The sequence below is a fragment of the Agrobacterium leguminum genome (genome assembly GCF_005144435.2).
Classification (GTDB): domain Bacteria; phylum Pseudomonadota; class Alphaproteobacteria; order Rhizobiales; family Rhizobiaceae; genus Agrobacterium; species Agrobacterium leguminum.
Genome location: NZ_CP120211.1, coordinates 554529 through 571200 on the forward strand (window position 1 = coordinate 554529; position 16672 = coordinate 571200).

21 protein-coding genes and 1 riboswitch are annotated in these 16672 nt (G+C 61.9%); of the genes, 12 read left to right on the forward strand and 9 right to left on the reverse strand.

The features are described 5' to 3' along the window. Positions 1-40: 40 nt before the first annotated feature. On the forward strand, positions 41-2398 hold the full coding sequence (locus CFBP4996_RS02705) for a methyl-accepting chemotaxis protein (protein ID WP_080852507.1): 2358 nt from the start codon (positions 41-43) through the stop codon (positions 2396-2398). Between the two features lie 241 nt (positions 2399-2639). On the opposite strand, the gene CFBP4996_RS02710 is transcribed toward CFBP4996_RS02705, so the two are convergent. Next, positions 2640-3527 carry a LysR family transcriptional regulator gene (locus CFBP4996_RS02710; protein WP_080853221.1) on the reverse strand — a complete coding sequence of 296 codons (888 nt, stop codon included), beginning with the start codon at positions 3525-3527 and terminating at the stop codon, positions 2640-2642. A gap of 96 nt (positions 3528-3623) precedes the next feature. Between CFBP4996_RS02710 and CFBP4996_RS02715 the strand changes: the two genes are divergently transcribed. After that, positions 3624-4166, forward strand: coding sequence for a GNAT family N-acetyltransferase (locus tag CFBP4996_RS02715; protein ID WP_080853219.1), 543 nt, complete (start codon positions 3624-3626; stop codon positions 4164-4166). Between the two features lie 4 nt (positions 4167-4170). On the opposite strand, the gene CFBP4996_RS02720 is transcribed toward CFBP4996_RS02715, so the two are convergent. Then, positions 4171-4533: a hypothetical protein gene (locus CFBP4996_RS02720; RefSeq protein ID WP_162935911.1), complete on the reverse strand. Its 363-nt coding sequence runs from the start codon at positions 4531-4533 to the stop codon at positions 4171-4173. A gap of 220 nt (positions 4534-4753) precedes the next feature. Between CFBP4996_RS02720 and CFBP4996_RS02725 the strand changes: the two genes are divergently transcribed. Both CFBP4996_RS02725 and CFBP4996_RS02730 read left to right on the forward strand, forming a co-directional pair. After that, complete coding sequence (locus tag CFBP4996_RS02725; RefSeq protein WP_003522258.1) at positions 4754-5356, forward strand: superoxide dismutase; 603 nt, start codon at positions 4754-4756, stop codon at positions 5354-5356. Positions 5357-5619: 263 nt separating this feature from the next. Further along, entirely contained in the window at positions 5620-6471 is an 852-nt protein-coding gene (locus CFBP4996_RS02730; protein WP_080852505.1) for a metallophosphoesterase, read from the forward strand. Between the two features lie 201 nt (positions 6472-6672). Here the strand turns inward: CFBP4996_RS02730 and CFBP4996_RS02735 are convergent, their stop codons facing one another. Further along, on the reverse strand, positions 6673-7374 hold the full coding sequence (locus tag CFBP4996_RS02735) for a helix-turn-helix transcriptional regulator (RefSeq protein WP_080853218.1): 702 nt from the start codon (positions 7372-7374) through the stop codon (positions 6673-6675). 133 nt (positions 7375-7507) lie between these two features. Between CFBP4996_RS02735 and CFBP4996_RS02740 the strand changes: the two genes are divergently transcribed. From CFBP4996_RS02740 to CFBP4996_RS02765, 6 genes are all read left to right on the forward strand, one after another. Continuing rightward, positions 7508-8137, forward strand: coding sequence for a LysE family translocator (locus tag CFBP4996_RS02740; RefSeq protein WP_080852504.1), 630 nt, complete (start codon positions 7508-7510; stop codon positions 8135-8137). 118 nt (positions 8138-8255) lie between these two features. Next, positions 8256-8690 carry a c-type cytochrome gene (locus CFBP4996_RS02745; protein WP_003522262.1) on the forward strand — a complete coding sequence of 145 codons (435 nt, stop codon included), beginning with the start codon at positions 8256-8258 and terminating at the stop codon, positions 8688-8690. A 90-nt stretch (positions 8691-8780) separates the two neighbouring features. Further along, on the forward strand, positions 8781-9701 hold the full coding sequence (locus tag CFBP4996_RS02750; protein WP_020810770.1) for a c-type cytochrome: 921 nt from the start codon (positions 8781-8783) through the stop codon (positions 9699-9701). A gap of 138 nt (positions 9702-9839) precedes the next feature. Beyond that, positions 9840-10075: riboswitch (cobalamin riboswitch) on the forward strand. Between the two features lie 161 nt (positions 10076-10236). Further along, entirely contained in the window at positions 10237-10419 is a 183-nt protein-coding gene (locus CFBP4996_RS02755; protein WP_003522264.1) for a CbtB domain-containing protein, read from the forward strand. A gap of 10 nt (positions 10420-10429) precedes the next feature. Then, complete coding sequence (locus CFBP4996_RS02760; RefSeq protein ID WP_059753941.1) at positions 10430-11140, forward strand: CbtA family protein; 711 nt, start codon at positions 10430-10432, stop codon at positions 11138-11140. Positions 11141-11144: 4 nt separating this feature from the next. Next, the gene (locus CFBP4996_RS02765) at positions 11145-11459 is read left to right on the forward strand and encodes a hypothetical protein (RefSeq protein WP_080852503.1); all 315 of its coding nucleotides are present in this window, start codon (positions 11145-11147) and stop codon (positions 11457-11459) included. Between the two features lie 192 nt (positions 11460-11651). Here the strand turns inward: CFBP4996_RS02765 and CFBP4996_RS02770 are convergent, their stop codons facing one another. The 5 genes from CFBP4996_RS02770 to CFBP4996_RS02790 form a co-directional block, all read right to left on the reverse strand. Next, the gene (locus tag CFBP4996_RS02770) at positions 11652-12218 is read right to left on the reverse strand and encodes a type 1 glutamine amidotransferase family protein (RefSeq protein WP_080852502.1); all 567 of its coding nucleotides are present in this window, start codon (positions 12216-12218) and stop codon (positions 11652-11654) included. A 20-nt stretch (positions 12219-12238) separates the two neighbouring features. Beyond that, positions 12239-12727: a GNAT family N-acetyltransferase gene (locus CFBP4996_RS02775; RefSeq protein WP_003509304.1), complete on the reverse strand. Its 489-nt coding sequence runs from the start codon at positions 12725-12727 to the stop codon at positions 12239-12241. 195 nt (positions 12728-12922) lie between these two features. After that, entirely contained in the window at positions 12923-13870 is a 948-nt protein-coding gene (pip, locus tag CFBP4996_RS02780; RefSeq protein ID WP_080852501.1) for a prolyl aminopeptidase, read from the reverse strand. A gap of 82 nt (positions 13871-13952) precedes the next feature. Next, on the reverse strand, positions 13953-14366 hold the full coding sequence (locus tag CFBP4996_RS02785) for a MerR family transcriptional regulator (protein WP_003522268.1): 414 nt from the start codon (positions 14364-14366) through the stop codon (positions 13953-13955). A 112-nt stretch (positions 14367-14478) separates the two neighbouring features. Beyond that, complete coding sequence (locus CFBP4996_RS02790) at positions 14479-14841, reverse strand: hypothetical protein (protein ID WP_080852500.1); 363 nt, start codon at positions 14839-14841, stop codon at positions 14479-14481. Positions 14842-14968: 127 nt separating this feature from the next. On the opposite strand from CFBP4996_RS02790, the gene dmeR reads away from it, so the two are divergent. After that, positions 14969-15241, forward strand: coding sequence for a Ni(II)/Co(II)-sensing transcriptional repressor DmeR (gene dmeR, locus CFBP4996_RS02795; protein WP_003509296.1), 273 nt, complete (start codon positions 14969-14971; stop codon positions 15239-15241). A 20-nt stretch (positions 15242-15261) separates the two neighbouring features. Further along, entirely contained in the window at positions 15262-16269 is a 1008-nt protein-coding gene (gene dmeF / locus CFBP4996_RS02800; protein ID WP_080852499.1) for a CDF family Co(II)/Ni(II) efflux transporter DmeF, read from the forward strand. Positions 16270-16279: 10 nt separating this feature from the next. Here the strand turns inward: dmeF and CFBP4996_RS02805 are convergent, their stop codons facing one another. Next, positions 16280-16567, reverse strand: coding sequence for a hypothetical protein (locus CFBP4996_RS02805; RefSeq protein ID WP_080852498.1), 288 nt, complete (start codon positions 16565-16567; stop codon positions 16280-16282). Positions 16568-16672: the final 105 nt, after the last annotated feature.

Genomic DNA, 16672 nt, shown 5'->3' on the forward strand with positions numbered 1-16672 from the left:
GCTTGCGGCATTACCGATCCGGGCTAGTGGGGGCCGCCAAATGTCTTTCAGCATACGCAATATACTTGTGGGATTTTTTCTGCTCGTCGGCATCGCGCTGGCAGGCTTCGTGGGCAACGGCATGTTGCAGTCCGTGCAGCGTGCCCGCAGCTTTTCGGAGGTGGCGCAGCTCGTTTCGCTGGACAGGCTGCTTTTCAACGCCTTGCTGAACTTTCGCAGTGAACGCGGCAACAGTGCCTCGGCGCTGACGGTCGACCCGGCGAAGACGGCCAACACCATCGCCAGCGTGCAGGCGTCGCGCCAGAAGGTGGACGCCGCCATGGGCGCCTTTCTCGAACAGTCCGCCGCGCTCGATCAGGCTGGCCTCAAGGCCCCGCTTGCCCGCGTGAAGGATATCTACACGCAATTCCTGGAGCTGCGCAAAAAGGTTGACGCCAACGTCACCCTGCCGCTCGACCGTCGTGAAAACGGGCTGGACAAGACCGTGCTGGCGCTCGGTCAGGATTTTCTGACGGCGCTCGAAGCGGGCTCGACGGCGGTGGAAGGCGAGGTTCGTTCGCTGGACCAGAGCCTGACCGGCCTCATCCAGTTGCGGTCCTATGGCTGGTCGGCGCGTGCGCTCGGCGGCAGCGCCACCGTTGTCATCAATGCGGTCGTGGCCCAGCAGCGGCCGCTGACCCCGCAGGAAACCCAGCAGCTTGGCAATTTCGATGCCGGCGCGGCCTTTGCCTGGAAAGCCACCGGCGACCTCGTCGCGCACGAATCGACGCCGCAGGCGCTCAAAGATATCTATGCCGTTGCCGACAGGACCTATTTCAAGGGTGATTTCGTCGCGCAGCGCGCAAAGCTGATCGACGATCTGAACAACGGCCGCACGCCTGCCTTCACCATCGATACATGGCGCAATACCGTCACCGAAAGCCTCGATACGGTCGCGAAAATCGCCTCCGAAGCGATGGATGTTCTCAATGCCAATGCCGAAAAGGCCAGACAGGACGCCTTTATCGGCGCGATGATCTATCTCGCCGCGTTCATCCTCACGCTTGGCGTCTGCATTCTCTGCCTTGCGGTCATCGTCGGCCGCGTCACCCGCCCCATCAGCCGCCTGACAAAGGCGATGATGGAATTGTCCACCGGCAACCTGACCATCGATGTGCCCGGCGCAAAACGCGGCGACGAGATCGGCGAGATGGCCCGCGCCGTGGAAATCTTCCGCGAAGCAGCCATCCGCAACCGGCAGCTTGAGGACGAAGCCGTCGGCAACCGTGAGCGGGCCGAGCGCGACCGTATCGAGCTGCAGCAGCGCGCCGAGGCCGAGGCCGAAGAGCGTCTCAATCAGGCCACGGGGTCGCTGGCTGGCGGTCTTCGCCGACTTGCCTCCGGTGATATGGTCTGCGAGATCGCCACGCCGTTTTCGCCGCAATTCGAGACGCTGCGGCACGATTTCAACAGCTCCGTGCATCAGCTACGCGAAGCGCTCACCAGCGTCGGCCAGTCCGTGCAGACCGTGAATGGCGGCGCCCACGAGGTATCCTCCGCATCCGACGATCTTTCCCGCCGCACCGAACAGCAGGCCGCTTCCCTGGAGGAAACCGCCGCAGCGCTGGAAGAAATCACCGCCAATGTTTCCGCCACCTCCAAACGGGCGAGCGATGCGCGCGACACGGTGCGTGAGGCAAGGACAAAGGCCGATCTTTCCGGCAAGGTGGTGCGCGATGCCGTCGCCGCCATGGAGCGCATCGAACATTCCTCGCGCCAGATCGGCCAGATCATCGGCGTCATCGACGAAATTGCCTTCCAGACCAACCTTCTGGCGCTGAATGCCGGCGTCGAGGCGGCAAGGGCGGGCGATGCGGGCAAGGGCTTCGCCGTCGTCGCACAGGAAGTGCGCGAACTGGCGCAGCGCTCCGCTAACGCCGCCAAGGAAATCAAGCAGCTCATCACCGCATCAGCCGTTGCGGTGGGTGAGGGCGTGAAGCTGGTGGCCGATACCGGCGTCGGGCTTTCCGAGATCGAGCAGCTGGTGCTTTCCGTCAACACCCATATGGATGCCATCGCCACGGCGGCGCAGGAACAGTCGGCCGGTCTTTCCGAGGTCAACACCGCCGTCAACCACATGGATCAGGCCACGCAGCAGAATGCCGCCATGGTCGAGGAAATGAATGCGGCCGGTGCGGGTCTTGCACAGGAATGCACCAACCTCCACGCCCTGCTTGCGCAATTCCAGCTCGGCCAGCAAAGCTCCGCATTGCGGGAGACGGCACGGCATATGCAGCGCGCCGCAAGCCCGATCCACGCGCCCGCCGCACCGGTCGCACCGGCACCTAAGGCCCGCCCCGTTGCTGCCCGCGGCAATGCGGCACTGGCCGTGAAGGGGGATGAGTGGACGGAGTTTTGAAGACAAATCCAGCGTTGGATATGGCGAGGAACTAGCATCCGCACTTCGTCACCCCGGACTAGATCCGGGGTCCAGCGCGATCAAGTCCTTGATCGCGAAAGACTCTTCTCACGGCGCAGACGCGCCGTGGCTGGATGCCGGATCATCCTCGGGCTTGTTCCGGGGACCGGCATGACGGAGGAGAGAGTACAGTTCCTTCTCTTCAACAAGTCTAGGCCCGCACCTGAAACCGGCGCGGGCCTCACCGTTTCCGCACATCCGGCAGCGCAGCGGCAAGCGCCCGCAGCGGCGCGGTCATATGTTTGTCGCGCCGCATAGCCAGCGCGATCCGGCGCTCCAGCGGCGGTTCGAGCGAGCGCCATTCGAGCCCGGATGCGGCACCTTCATGCTCCATCGCCATGCGCGGCACGATGGCAAGGCCAAGGCCTGCACCTGCGAGCTTCTTGATCGCTTCGACGCTGCCCAGTTCCATGGCGGGCTGCACGGTGCGGCCGCTTGCCGAAAACCATTGATCCACCAGCCGGCGCGTATTGCCGCCCTCGTAAAGCAGCAGCGGCCGCGCCGAAAGCGTCTCGGCGTTGAGCGCCGTTGCGTCAGAAACGGAGCCTTGTGGGAAAACCGCGACCAGCTCGTCGAGATGGATGTCGCTGATATCGAGGCTGCGGCCGCTGGCGGGCAGGGCCACCACCGCCGCATCGATGGTATTGGCCTCCAGAAGCCGGAGGATATCGTGGGTATTGCCGGTCTGGACGACGATTTCGATGCCGGGCATGGCCTGCCGGATTTTCCCCAACACCGGCGGCAACAGATAGATGCAGGCGGTGGCGCCCGTGCCGATGCGCAGGCGTCCCGTCACCCCGCTGCGATGCGGCGCAACGGTATCGATGGCATGCGCCACTTCTTCCGCAATCCGTCTTGCATGAATGAGAAAGTCGCGCCCCGCCGCCGTCGGCTGCGCGCGCCTGCCCACCCTTTCGATCAGCCGCACACCGAGCTGTTTTTCGAGCAGCCTTATATGCAGGCTGATGGCCGGCTGCGTCAGCCCCGCCTTGTCGGCGGCGGCGGAAAAACTGCCAAGATCGGCCACATCCATGAAGCTGCGAAGCTGCCGCAGATCGAGGTCCAGCATCAAAGAAAACCTTATCGTTTGTATAAGACAGATAATCTTCATTTTGGCTGCGCCGCAATGCACAATGACGGCGTGAATGATCCGCAGGACAAGAGAATGACCCTTTCCATCGTTTCCAGCCTTACCATCCGCCCCTGCGAAGAGGCGGATATTCCAGCCATTGCCGAAATCTACCGGGACGCCGTGCTGCACGGCCGCGCGAGCTTCGAGATCGATCCGCCGAGCGCGGAGACGATGCTGGAGCGCCGTCGCCTTCTGGTGGAGGGCAATTACCCCTACCTCGTCGCCGAATGCGATGGAAAGATAGCCGGATATGCCTATGCCGGCGCCTATCGCCCGCGCCCGGCCTATGGTGCGGCGGTGGAGAATTCCGTCTATATCGATCCGGCCATGAAGGGCATGGGCATCGGCCGCAAGCTGCTCGATGCATTGATCGAGGCGGCGACGGCAGGCGGCTTCCGGCAGATGATCGCCGTCATCGGCGATTCGGCCAACGCCGCCTCGATCGGCGTGCACCGCGCCGCCGGTTTCGAACATGTCGGCACCTTCAAATCCATCGGCTGGAAACATGGCCAATGGCTGGATACGGTGCTGATGCAGCGTGCGCTGGGCGAAGGCGACACCACGCCGCGCTTTTGAACGATCAGGGCTTGGTGGAGCCGGGTATTTCCACCTTCAGCGTATCGCCGGAAAGTTCGCTGCCCAGCTCCACGGCCTTGGTTTTCTTGTCGTAGACGCAGATATGGCTGACGGTCGCATCCGTGCCCCCACTCTTCCCGGTGAGTTTGGCCTTGCCGGTGAGAATGGCGAGGCCGTAATTCTCGCTGCCGACCGGATCGACCACCGCCTTCGCGTCCTCGATCATGTCCTTGGCGCCGGCAAGGCAGGCCGTCTGCACATCCGCCACGAACTCCTTCCAGGCGTCATCCGACGATGCGGCGGCGGGGAGAGTAAGCGACGAGAAGGCCGCAAAGAGGAGGATGGTGCGGGGGATCGGACGGGTCATGGAATTTCCTTCCTGCAATCTCGGCAAAAGCGAACCGATAGGGTGGAAAACGGTACGCCAAAGGTGTGAAACAAATGTGGTGGCGGCCGCGCGGAGAGGAATTTTCTCTTTTGTCGGAACATTTTGATATTTCGCAGGTTGCCCAAATTGAGGTTCGCTCCTATGGTCCGCTCACACGGTTTCTAGGAGCGGTAACCCGCTGCAAAAAGGAGTAAAAACCATGGCCTTCGAACTTCCCGAACTCCCCTACGACTACGACGCGCTTGCACCCTACATGTCGCGCGAGACGCTCGAGTTCCATCACGACAAGCACCACAAGGCATATGTCGACAACGGCAACAAGCTGGCGGCCGAAGCAGGTCTTTCCGACCTGTCGCTCGAAGAAGTCGTGAAGAAGTCCTTTGGCACCAATGCCGGTCTCTTCAACAATGCGGCCCAGCATTACAACCACGTCCATTTCTGGAAGTGGATGAAGAAGGGCGGCGGCGGCAACAAGCTGCCGGGCAAGCTCGAGCAGGCATTCGCCTCCGATCTCGGCGGTTACGACAAGTTCAAGGCCGATTTCATCGCTGCCGGCACCACGCAGTTCGGCTCCGGCTGGGCATGGCTCTCCGTCAAGAACGGCAAGCTTGAAATCTCCAAGACCCCGAACGGCGAAAACCCGCTGGTTCATGGCGCCGATCCCATCCTCGGCGTCGATGTCTGGGAACATTCCTACTACATCGACTATCGCAACCTGCGTCCGAAGTACCTCGAAGCCTTCGTCGACAACCTCATCAACTGGGACTACGTCCTGGAGCGTTACGAAGCCGCCGCCAAGTAAGGCTTGCGGAACGCGTGGTTGCTGATCGAAGCAGCCTCCTCCCGCCCGACGTCATCCTCGGCCTTGTGCCGAGGATCTGCTCTCTCTCAAAACGCGACGTGGCAGATGCTCGGGACAGGCCCGAGCATGACGACAGTGGAAATATCCACGTACTTGAGACGCCCGGCTTCAAGCCGGGTGTTTTGCATTTGTGATATGGCGATACGGCCTGTCGGATTTTATTGTCACAAGCCTGTCATCCGCCGGGTTTATCGCGGCGCATCATGACTGAAAAAACCACGCCTCTCTTCTCCTTCGGCATCGTCGCCGATCCCCAATATGCCGATGCCGCTCCCCGTCCGGAAATGGGTCGTTATTACGCCGAGAGCCCGAAAAAGCTCGCAGACGCGATCGACGCCTTCAACCGCGAGGAGCTGGCCTTCGTGGTGACGCTCGGCGATATCATCGATCGCGGCTTCGAAAACTTCGATGCGATCCTTGCCGTTTACGATGGGCTTCGCCACCGCTCGGTGCTGCTGCCGGGCAATCACGATTTTGCCGTCGCCGCCGAGCATTTGCCGGCTATCCACGCCCGCCTCGGCATGTCCGCCCCCTGGCATGATTTTTCCATCGGCGACATCCGCTTCGTCGTGCTTGACGGCAACGAGGTCAGCCTTTTCGCCCCGCCGCCCGGCGATCCGCGTCGGGCGCTTGCCGCAGACCGGCTGAAGCGCCTGGCGGATGCGGGTGCAATCAATGCGCAGGACTGGAACGCCTCGCTCAGCGACGAGCAGTTCGAATGGCTGCGGGCCGTTCTGCAAAAGGCGGATGCGGCAGGCGAAAAAGTGATCGTTCTCTGCCACTATCCTGTTTACCCGGAAAACGCCCACAATATGTGGGACGCGCCGCGTATCCTTGAGCTTCTCGGCTCCCATCCCTCGGTCGTCGCGTGGTTCAATGGCCATAATCACGAGGGCAATTACGGCCTATTGGGCAATACCCACTTCGTGAATTTCAAGGGCATGGTCGATACGCCTGACCAGAACACTTTTGCCATCGCCGATGTCTTTTCCGACCGAATCGTCATTCGCGGTTTCGGGCGCGAGGAGGATCGCCTGCTGGAGTATTTCCTATAGGAAATAATGCCTTGCTGTGATGCCGGACCTCTCTCGAGGCCCTCATTCCTGTGCTTGTCACAGGAATCCAGCCAGCCCAAGTCCTTGGGCTGAAAAGAGTCCTCTCGCCGCGCAGACGCGCGTCGACTGGATTCCTGTGACAAGCACAGGAATGAGGGCGGAGAGGGGTGCTCCGACACATAACAAGGGCTGCGAACTGCACTAAATTCTGTTTCCCAACTGGTTGCTCTGCCAGCCGCTCATCCATAATTGCCGCAGCTTCTCGCCTTCCAGCTTGAAGAAACTGCCGGTCGTTTCGCAGCTCAGCACCCGGTCCGAGCGGAAATTGCGAATCGCCTGCCGCAATTCGCACCAGGCGACGATATTCACCGTCTCCGAATAATAGATCACCGCAATCGGCCGAACCCGCCGCTGCGTTTCCGCGCCGGCTTCATCGCAATAGGTGATCTCCAGCTTCTCCTCGTCGCGCACCGCCCGCCGGACCGTCGCAAGATCGACGCCGGCGGGGGAGGGCGCGATGCTGCCCCAGGCATGCAGGGCATTGGCGGAGAGGGTTTTCGACAGGGGGTCGGGCAGGGATGCGGCGATCTTGTCGCTGACCTGCCTTGCCGCCTGCCGCAACTCGCTATCGCCGGTGCGGGCGACCATGGCGAGCGCCAGCACGATCGCCTCCGTCTCTTCGATGGAAAACATCAGCGGCGGCAGGTTAAAGCCGGGGCGCAGGATATAACCGACGCCGCGTTCCCCTTCGATGGGCACGCGCATGGTCTGAAGCGCTGCTATGTCGCGATAGACCGAGCGCACCGTCACTTCCAGCGCCTCGGCAATCGTCTGCGCGGTGACAGGCCTGCGGGCCACCCGCAGGATCTGGATGATCTCGAACAGTCTCGACGCCTTGCGCATTGCCGTGGTCCCGGTGGATTTGCCCACGCAACTGACACAACGCTGTCAGTTGGCTTTTCCTATAAACGGAGAAACACATTGAGAAATATGGGATTTCCCGAATGTGTCATGAACCGTTTTGGGAGATACTGACATGAGTTACGCCGAAAATCTCTGGCTTTTCTTTCTGGTCCTGTTCGGCATCATCATTCTGCCGGGCATGGATATGCTGTTCGTACTGGCAAGCGCGCTGACGGGCGGCAAGAGAACCGGCCTTTCCGCTGCAAGCGGCATGAGCGCCGGCGGCATCGTGCATTCGCTTTACGGCGCCCTGGGCGTCGGCATGCTTGCCGCCTGGATGCCGTCGCTGTTCCTGCCGCTTCTGGTTTTCGGGGCCGCCTATATGATCTGGATCGGCATCGGCCTGATGCGCAGTGCGATTGTCGTGAACGGCGATGAGGCGCAGGCGAGCGCTTCGATCAGAAAAGCCTTCTGGCGGGCGGTGCTGACCTGCCTTTCCAATCCGAAGGCCTATCTGTTCATGATGGCGATCTATCCGCAATTCCTCAAACCGGCCTATGGCCCGATCTGGATGCAGGGGCTGGTGATGGGTGCGATGGTGGCGGTGACGCAGTTCACGGTCTATGGCGCGCTGGCGCTGACGGCGGATAAAAGCCGGGCATGGCTGGTTTCTTCGCCCGCCGCCACGATCTTCATCGGCCGCGCCGCCGGTTTCATGCTGATTGCCGCAGCGCTGCTGACACTGTGGGAGGCCCTGTCTTAGGCTTCTGTTTTCACGATGGAATTCACCGCAATGTGACTTCTTTTCGCCATCCGGAAAGGGCATCCTCGCGCCGTTCCATCTAGCGCCCGGTGTCCCGGCCGGAATCAAGGAGAGTTGCATGAAACTGAAAACCATCACCGCGGCCATGCTGTTCGGCTGTCTTTGCGCCGGAGCGGTCTACGCTGCCGGCGAAGTCGAAAAACGTGAAGGCATGATGAAGCAGATCGGTGGGGCGATGGGTTCGCTCGCCGCCATCTCCAAGGGCGAAAAGCCCTTTGACGCCGATACCGTCAAGACTGCCGTAACCACCATCGGCACCAATGCGAAGGCTTTCCCGGACCAGTTCCCCGCCGGCACCGAGACCGGCAGTGCGGCGGCCCCCGCCATCTGGGAAAATTTCGACGACTTCAAGGCCAAGGCCGCCAAGCTCGGCACGGATGCGGACATGGTTCTCGCCAATCTCCCCACCGATCAGGCGGGCGTCGCCACCGCCATGAAGACGCTCGGCGCCGATTGCGGCACCTGCCACCAGACCTATCGTCTGAAGAAATAATCGCAGCACTTTGGAAACGCCGCTTCCCGGCGGCGTTTTCTCAGGCACGAAAGACATCTGACCGGGTCAGGTGAGAATGGGGAGAGGGGCATGTCCTCCATCTGGACGAAACTCGCGGGCGGGGCCGTTGTCGCGGCCATTGCGGGCTACGGCATATTCGCCTGGGTTACGGCGCCTCAGCGGCAGGCGCCCAGCCACTGGGTCAGCCTGGGCGAACCGGATCTGGCCAACGGCGAAACGCTGTTCTGGGCGGGCGGCTGCGCAAGCTGCCATGCCGCACCCGATGCGAAAGGCGAGGCGCTGTTGACGCTTTCTGGCGGCCAGGCGCTGAAAAGCCCCTTCGGCACCTTCCATGTCCCCAATATTTCCTCCGATCCGCAGCATGGCATCGGCGGCTGGACGCTGGCGGAATTCGGCGATGCGATGACGCGCGGTGTGGGCAGGAACGGCGAACATCTCTACCCGTCCTTTCCCTATGCCTCCTATGCCCGCATGACGCAGAAGGACATCAACGATCTCTTCGGTTATCTGAAAGCCCTGCCGGCCAGCCAGAACGATGCGCCGGATCACGAATTGCCGTTCCCCTTCAATCTGCGCATGGCGCTGGGCGGCTGGAAATTCCTTTATTTCGACCCCTCGGCGCGGCCCCGCGTCGAGCTTGCCAATGCCAATGCCGAATTGCTGCGCGGGCAATATCTGGTGGAAGGGCCGGGCCATTGCGGCGAATGCCACACGCCGCGCAATGCGCTTGGCGGTTTCGTGAAAGACAAGTGGCTGGCCGGCGGGCCCAACCCGGAAGGCGAGGGCCGCATTCCCGACATTACCCCCGGTTCGCAAAGCATCGGCAGCTGGGCCGAGGCCGATATTGCCAGCTATCTGGAAAACGGCTTCACCCCGGAATTCGACAGCGTCGGCGGCTCCATGGTCAAGGTGCAGCAGAACATGGCGCATCTGACGCCCGAAGACCGCGATGCGATTGCCGCCTATCTGAAGGCGATACCGTCGCGATAGGGCCTGATACCTCTCCTCCGTCATCCTCGGGCCTGACCCGAGGATCCACCACCACGCCAGCCCATGGATCCCCGGGTCAAGCCCGAGGATGACGAACGAGAGGTGGGTAAGCGCCATTGACTCCCGACCCCGCCCATCGGATAACAATCCTGTGATGGTTCCTTCCGGGCGTTCCGGAAGGTGAAAAGGGAACACGATAGGGAGAAATCCTCATTCGTGGCTGCCCCCGCAACTGTGAGCGGAGAGCCTGAAACGAAATGCCACTGGCAAGCCATCTCGCCGGGAACCCAGGGTTTCCAGAGAGGGTGACGCCGGGAAGGTGTTTCAGGTTTTGACCCGTAAGCCAGGAGACCTGCCATCGCGGAAATATCCATGCCGGCGGGGTGTCCGGAAGAGCGGAATTTCAGGGTGGCGGGATCAACGCCTCCCTGTGTCAGTCTCGTATCCCCGTGGTGAAGTGTATTATAGCGGCTCGACGGCCCTTTGCTGTCCGGCCGCGTCCAAAGGCGCGGGGTCGCGCCGGAGAGGGGTCACCATGTCCATCAACCAGAATACGGCCAACGCCGCCGTTTCCGCAAAAACAACCAGCTTTGCGCAATCGCTGACGGCGATCGTGCTTGGCCTGTTCGTTGTCGGTTTTGTCGGCTTTTCCCATGTGGAGGCCGTTCATAACGCCGCGCATGACACGCGTCATGCCAACGCCTTCCCCTGCCATTGAGGGGAACGGCATGTCGTCTTTTCGCAATATCGTCTTTACCGCCGTTCTCGTCGGCATTCTCGGCGGTTTCGCCGTTTCGGCCATGCAGGCTTTTGGCACGACGCCGCTCATCCTTCAGGCGGAAACCTATGAAAGCGCCGGCGAAGCACCCCACAGCCATGATGCGACGGCCCCGGGTGCTGCCGTTCCCGCCCATGAGCATAACGATGAAGCCTGGGCTCCGGCCGATGGCTTCGAGCGCACCGCCTATACCGTGGCTGCCAATGTGCTGACTGCCATCGGTTATGCGCTGGTGCTGACCGGCCTCATTTCGCTGCGTGGCACCAATGGCGGCTGGCGCGAAGGCCTTCTCTGGGGTGTTGCCGGTTTTGCCGCCGTCATGCTGGCTCCGATGATCGGCCTGCCGCCGGAACTGCCGGGCAGCCCGGCCGCCGCGCTCGAGGCGCGGCAGATCTGGTGGCTTGCGACGGTTGCCGCAACCGCGGGCGGCATTGCGCTGATCGCGTTCCGCCGCGAACCCTGGGCCATCATATTGGCGCTGGTGCTGATCGTCGCACCGCATGTGGTCGGCGCACCGCTGCCTCCGGAAGGCGAACATGCGCTGGCGCCGCTGCCGCTGGAGCGTCAGTTCATCGTCGCCGCCACCGTGACCAGCTTCGTTTTCTGGGCACTGCTCGGGACATTGAGCGCGTTTTTCCTGAAGCGCTTCCAGTCGGCCTGAGACTATGCAGGACGCAGCGGAATGGAGTGAGGAACTCGATGCGCTGCGTTTTGCCGTTCCCGGTCACGGCGCTTTCTGCGCCGTGCATCGTCTTGCCTTCAAGGCAGTGCTGGGGCCAAGCCCGGCAGGAGAGGCGGCTCTCGCCTTTTTCCACGACCATGAGGCCGCCTTCGTCGGGGCGGCCCTTTCCAAGATCAAACGTGCAAATTTACCCGCTGGCCGCAGCCTGCATCTGAACAGCCGCGATATTCGCCGGGCGATTGCGGGGGAGGGCGAGGAGCCAGCGGCGCGCATGTGCCGGGTGCTGGATCGGAGGTGATGAATGAGGGTGCCAAGACGCTTGTATTTTGCACCACCTCATTCCTGTGCTTGTCACAGGAATCCAGCCGACGCGCGTCTGCGCGACGAATAGAGTCCTTTCAGCCCAAGGACTTGGGCTGGCTAGATTCCTGTGACAAGCACAGGAATGAGGGCGGGCGGGCTTACGTGGCCCACAATATCAGCGTCTGCCTCAGCGATGCTCCGCCGCAAAAATTCCAAGTTCCGCCTCGGCTTCCGGACCAAAGAGGCCGAGGTGTTTCAGGATTTCCACAGCGAAACTCACCGGCGCGCTGCCGGCGGCCGTGACGATGCCGCCATCGCTGACTGCTTTCGGCTGGTCGCGGTAAAGCGCCTCGCCGCTATAGACGGCATAGGCCTTGTGGGACGCCAGCGAATTGCCGGTATGGGCGACATCGTTCAGGACGCCCGTGCCGCCGAGCGCGCTTGCCGCCGCGCAGATGCCGGCAACCAGCCGGTCCCTGTCGCGAAACCGGTGCACCAGCCCGCCAAGATCGACAGCCGTTCCCTTTTCCCAACTCAAGCCGCCGGGAATGACAAGCGCATCGATGCCAGCGGGATCAAGCGCGTCATAGGATATGTCAGGCGTCACATTCAGCCCGCCCATAGACGTTACCGGCCGGCCATCGGGTGTGGCATAGACGATCTCGACGCCGAGATAGCTGCGGGCTGCCGCAGCAAGCAGCGCCGGTTCCCAGTCCGCAAAATCCTGTGCCAGCGCAATGGCGATCCGTGTCATGGCCGTCTCCGTGGTTTTAATCAGGCGATGGACTGCATGTAGCGCATGCCGGTAACCGGCCGGGGCGCGAAATCCATGTTTTCGTAGAAGCGATGCGCCGCGACATTGCCGGTCGTGGCGCTGACGGAAAGATAGTCGCAACCGAGGCGCTTGGCGATATCGCGGGCGCGGGAAACCAGATGCTGGCCGGTGCCATGGCCGCGATGCCCGTCGCGCACGAAGAGATGATGCAGCTCAAGCCCGCGCCGGCCTTCCTGCGCCCTGTAGAGCGGCAGAAGCAGGGCGTAACCGATCAGCGCGCCATCGGCTTCGGCCACGAGGCCATGCACCCAGGGCAGCGGGCCGAACAGGTCGCGTTCCAGTTTCGCCGGGGTGATCGCCGCCGCATCGCCGTGGTAGGAGGCAAGCAGCGTGATCATCTCGTTGAGCTCGGGCAAATCCGTCTTGCGTGCGCCACGAATGATGACGACGGGCGGTCTTTCCAGTGTAAGGGAGCTATCTTCGGTCATTGTTTCGGTCCTTTGGTCTTATCGGTGCCGTCAGGACGCTTGAGAAACAACAAAGCCGCCTGACGGCGGCTTGTTGACAATATGATCTGTCGAGCCGCCCTTAGAGGTAGGCCCAAAAGTACGAGCAGGAGATGGGTGCGCGTTCGTTGATCATGGGACATGCAATGCGCCCGAATCCGCAATCTGTCAAGCGGGTCAATTCGCAAATCGCGCGATTGCAGAGAGGATTGCATCTTCCATCCCCGCATCGCCCGTGGAATGGCCGGCGCCATCGATGGTAATCAGGTCGCTTCCCGGCCACGCCGCGGCAAGTTCGTAAGCGGTGACGGGCGGCCCCTGCAAATCGCGCATGCCCTGAATGAGTATGCCGGGAATACCGGCGAGGCTGCCGGCATTGCGCAGAAGCTCGCCATCGTCCAGCCAGGCCGCATGGTGGAAATAATGGGCGCAGAGGCGGGCACGAGCGAGAATATAATCGCCGTCGCGCCATTTTTCCGGGAATGTCGAAAGGCCCTCGACGCTGATCGAGCCAGCCTCCCACAAATGCCACTCAAGGGCGGCCGTTGCGCGCACGGCAGGGTCGGGATCGTTCAGAAGCCGGCGATAGGCGCCGACCGGATCTTGCCTGGGCATGTGATCCGGGATCGCGGCGATGAAGCGTTGCCACTGCTGCGGCAGAAACATTGCCAGCCCCTTATACAGCCAGTCGATTTCCCTCTGCCGCGTGGTGGTGACGCCCGCCAGCACCATGCCGCGCACGCGCTTTGTGTGGCGCTGGGCGTAAGCGAGGGCGAGCGTGGAACCCCACGAACTGCCGTAGATCAGCCAGTCTTTCACCGCCAGCGCACAGCGAATGACCTCCATGTCATCGATCAGATGATGCGTGGTGTTGTGCTCAAGGCTATCGGCGGCGTTCGGCGTGCTTTGGCCGCAGCCGCGCTGGTCGAACTGGATGATGCGAAAAATGGCGGGATCGAAATAACGCCGCGCTGTCGATGACAGCCCCGAGCCGGGTCCGCCATGCAGCAGGATCGCGGGTCGCCCAGTCGGATTGCCGGCAATCGTCACGTGCAGCCTGTGGCCTTCGGAAACATCAAGGAAAATGGTGTCTGATGGCGTGATTTCGGGAAAGAGTTCGGCCATCCGGCATCCTTTTTCAGGCAGGTACGAGGCGCTTACAGGGTACGGATGACAGTTGCATGTCAGCCCCGTTCCCGGCTGGCACTCAGTGCTCGCCCTCGCACATGCCGTGATTGGAAAGCGCGCGAATGACGTAGCAATCCTCTATGGAATGGCCGTGGCAATGGGAGACGATCCGCTCCAGCTCGTGCTCCAGCTTCTTCAGGCTGGCGATCTTCTCGCGCACATGGGCGAGGTGTTCGGCGGCGATGCGGTCCGCACCCTCGCAGGGCATCTGCCGGTGCTGGCTAAGCGCGATCAGTTCGCGGATGGCGTCGATGTTCAGCCCGAGATCGCGCGCATGGCGGATGAAGGCCAGCCTTTCGAGGTCGGTCTTTTCGTAACGGCGCTGGTTGCCGTCCGACCGGTCGGCTTCGCGGATGAGGCCCATCTGCTCGTAATAACGGATAGTCGGCACCTTGACGCCGGTGCGTTTGGACAGTTCACCGATGGACAGCATCTTTTTCTCCATATCTCGGGCGCAGCGACGGCAGAACGGATGGCTCCACCGTTCCGGGTGCGATGCTCTAGTCTCTAGAGATATGGCTTTTCAGCCTGCCGTTCAATGGGTCTCAGGCGGCTTCATCCACACCGAGCGCCTGGGCGAGCGCCTTGAGGACATCGTTCTCGATGCTGGATGCGGTTTCCGGCTGTGCCGATGCGGCCATGTCGCCCGTGTCCAGAGCGGGTGCGGTCGTCGTGGAAGCGCCGCTGTCGAGGTTCCAGAGCGCTGCGGCAAGGCCGGTGGAAACGCTGGCGGCGGCCGGCGCGACGGCCGTGGCGATGCTTTCGACGTTTGAAATGGTGCGATGCGCGGCGCGCGTCAGCTCCAGCAGGGCTTCAGTGGTGGAGTGGGTTTCCTTGCCCTTTGCCGGCTCAAGGCTCCGGATCGGAGTGGGATGATAGCTGCTGATGGTTGCTGCAATAGTCGTCATGACTGAGTCCCCTAGGTTTCATGGGGTATTTTTAACGGCCGAAACATTCGCGAGGATTGCGTCGCAGGGGGCTTGAACGGAAAAACCCGCTCATATAGTATACCCCCCTATAGTATATGAGGTGACCATGTCCCATACGATCCGCAATAAGGAGAAGCTTCTGGCCCGCATCCGCCGCCTGAAAGGGCAGATGGAGGCGGTGGAGCGCGCACTGGATGATGCCAAGCCCTGCGGCGAGGTGCTGCAATTGCTCGCTTCGGTGCGCGGCGCGCTTTCCGGCCTGACCGGGGAGGTGATGCAGGAGCATCTGCACGAGCATGTGGTGCATGCCGAAAACGAAGACGAGCGGGCGCGGGCGGCGGAAGAGCTGGCCCAGGTGCTGAAGACCTACATCCGGTAAAATCGAACAGGATTAGCGACATGACGACGACATCCGAACACCGTGCAGCAGCCGGTCACGACCATGTTTTCCTTGGCCAGAACCATGAGCGCAATGAAAGGCGCGTCTGGATGGTCATTGCGCTGACCGCGGCCATGATGGTGGCGGAAATCGTTGCCGGCCACTGGTATGGCTCCATGGCGCTGACGGCGGATGGCTGGCACATGTCCACCCATGCCGGCGCGATGCTGATTTCGGCGCTCGCCTATCTTTATGCCCGCCGCGAGGCGCGAAATCCGCGCTTCACCTTCGGCACCGGCAAGTTCGGCGATCTGGCGGGTTTTGCCAGCGCCATCGTGCTGGCGGTGGTGGCGTTGCTGATTGCCGTCGAAAGCGCGATGCGCCTCATCAATCCCGTCGAAATCGATTTCAACCAGGCGATCCTCGTCGCCATCATCGGCCTTGCCGTCAATCTTCTCAGCGCCGTGCTTTTGAAGGATGACCACCACCACGATCATGGCCACGGCCACGGCTCGCATGCCCATCATGGCCATGGCAGCCACGCCCATCACGATCACGGCTCCCATGCCGGTCACCATGCGGACCACGGCGCAAAGGGCGGCCGGGACAATAATCTGCGCGCGGCCTATCTGCATGTGCTGGCGGATGCGCTGACTTCGGTTCTCGCCATCGTCGCGCTGCTGCTCGGCAAATGGAACGGCTGGTCGTTCCTCGATCCGTTGATGGGTATCGTTGGCGGTCTGGTCATCGCCCGCTGGTCATGGGGCCTGATCCGCTCCACGGCGACGACACTGCTCGATGCGCTGCCGCCGGCGGAGGATTTGCCGCAGGAAATCCGTGAAAGCGTGGAGACGGAAGAGGATCGCATCACCGACCTGCATGTCTGGCAGGTGGGGCCGGGGCATCACGCCGCCATCGTGGCGATCCATTCGCAGGCGCCGAAAGCGCCGGCTTTCTACAAGCAGAAACTTGCCGCCATACATGAACTCTCGCATGTGACGGTGGAAGTCAGCCCGGCAAGGGCCTGATTGGAATCGCCTATTCGGTATATTCCGAATAGGCGCTGCGCACCCATTCCACCTCGGCTTCCGCCTTATCCTCGGGGGAAGCCGCGGCCGTATCCTGATAAGCGGGCGCGCTGCCATTGCCGACGGCCCACAGAACATTGGCCAGCGACTGGGAAAGAATGGTGCTGGAAACGGTGGGGTTGCCGGGGCCGCGTTTTACCGCCTGCTCCTCCGGCGCGCTTTGAGCGTTGCCAGCTTTTTCGATGTCGCGGATGCGACCCTGATAGTTATATCCGCCAATATTGCTTTCGATCTGCATGTCGGTGATTCCGCGTTCAAAAGTTAACGAATGGTTAACGGCGGCGACTTGTCCGAAACTTGCGCTTGCTGCGCTGCAGCGACTGCCGAGGGTTGACAGCCGGCG

Coding starts and splice junctions, on each gene's coding strand:
- CFBP4996_RS02735 (WP_080853218.1), bottom strand. CDS start 7,374: ATGCGCAAGGCGTCGAGACTGTTCGAGATCATCCAGATCCTGCGGGTG.
- CFBP4996_RS02760 (WP_059753941.1), top strand. CDS start 10,430: ATGTCGTCTTTTCGCAATATCGTCTTTACCGCCGTTCTCGTCGGCATT.
- CFBP4996_RS02790 (WP_080852500.1), bottom strand. CDS start 14,841: ATGACGACTATTGCAGCAACCATCAGCAGCTATCATCCCACTCCGATC.
- CFBP4996_RS02765 (WP_080852503.1), top strand. CDS start 11,145: ATGCAGGACGCAGCGGAATGGAGTGAGGAACTCGATGCGCTGCGTTTT.
- CFBP4996_RS02710 (WP_080853221.1), bottom strand. CDS start 3,527: ATGCTGGACCTCGATCTGCGGCAGCTTCGCAGCTTCATGGATGTGGCC.
- CFBP4996_RS02720 (WP_162935911.1), bottom strand. CDS start 4,533: ATGACCCGTCCGATCCCCCGCACCATCCTCCTCTTTGCGGCCTTCTCG.
- CFBP4996_RS02755 (WP_003522264.1), top strand. CDS start 10,237: ATGTCCATCAACCAGAATACGGCCAACGCCGCCGTTTCCGCAAAAACA.
- CFBP4996_RS02785 (WP_003522268.1), bottom strand. CDS start 14,366: ATGCTGTCCATCGGTGAACTGTCCAAACGCACCGGCGTCAAGGTGCCG.
- CFBP4996_RS02750 (WP_020810770.1), top strand. CDS start 8,781: ATGTCCTCCATCTGGACGAAACTCGCGGGCGGGGCCGTTGTCGCGGCC.
- CFBP4996_RS02740 (WP_080852504.1), top strand. CDS start 7,508: ATGAGTTACGCCGAAAATCTCTGGCTTTTCTTTCTGGTCCTGTTCGGC.
- CFBP4996_RS02805 (WP_080852498.1), bottom strand. CDS start 16,567: ATGCAGATCGAAAGCAATATTGGCGGATATAACTATCAGGGTCGCATC.
- CFBP4996_RS02715 (WP_080853219.1), top strand. CDS start 3,624: ATGACCCTTTCCATCGTTTCCAGCCTTACCATCCGCCCCTGCGAAGAG.
- CFBP4996_RS02705 (WP_080852507.1), top strand. CDS start 41: ATGTCTTTCAGCATACGCAATATACTTGTGGGATTTTTTCTGCTCGTC.
- pip (WP_080852501.1), bottom strand. CDS start 13,870: ATGGCCGAACTCTTTCCCGAAATCACGCCATCAGACACCATTTTCCTT.
- CFBP4996_RS02730 (WP_080852505.1), top strand. CDS start 5,620: ATGACTGAAAAAACCACGCCTCTCTTCTCCTTCGGCATCGTCGCCGAT.
- CFBP4996_RS02725 (WP_003522258.1), top strand. CDS start 4,754: ATGGCCTTCGAACTTCCCGAACTCCCCTACGACTACGACGCGCTTGCA.
- dmeF (WP_080852499.1), top strand. CDS start 15,262: ATGACGACGACATCCGAACACCGTGCAGCAGCCGGTCACGACCATGTT.
- CFBP4996_RS02775 (WP_003509304.1), bottom strand. CDS start 12,727: ATGACCGAAGATAGCTCCCTTACACTGGAAAGACCGCCCGTCGTCATC.
- CFBP4996_RS02770 (WP_080852502.1), bottom strand. CDS start 12,218: ATGACACGGATCGCCATTGCGCTGGCACAGGATTTTGCGGACTGGGAA.
- CFBP4996_RS02745 (WP_003522262.1), top strand. CDS start 8,256: ATGAAACTGAAAACCATCACCGCGGCCATGCTGTTCGGCTGTCTTTGC.
- dmeR (WP_003509296.1), top strand. CDS start 14,969: ATGTCCCATACGATCCGCAATAAGGAGAAGCTTCTGGCCCGCATCCGC.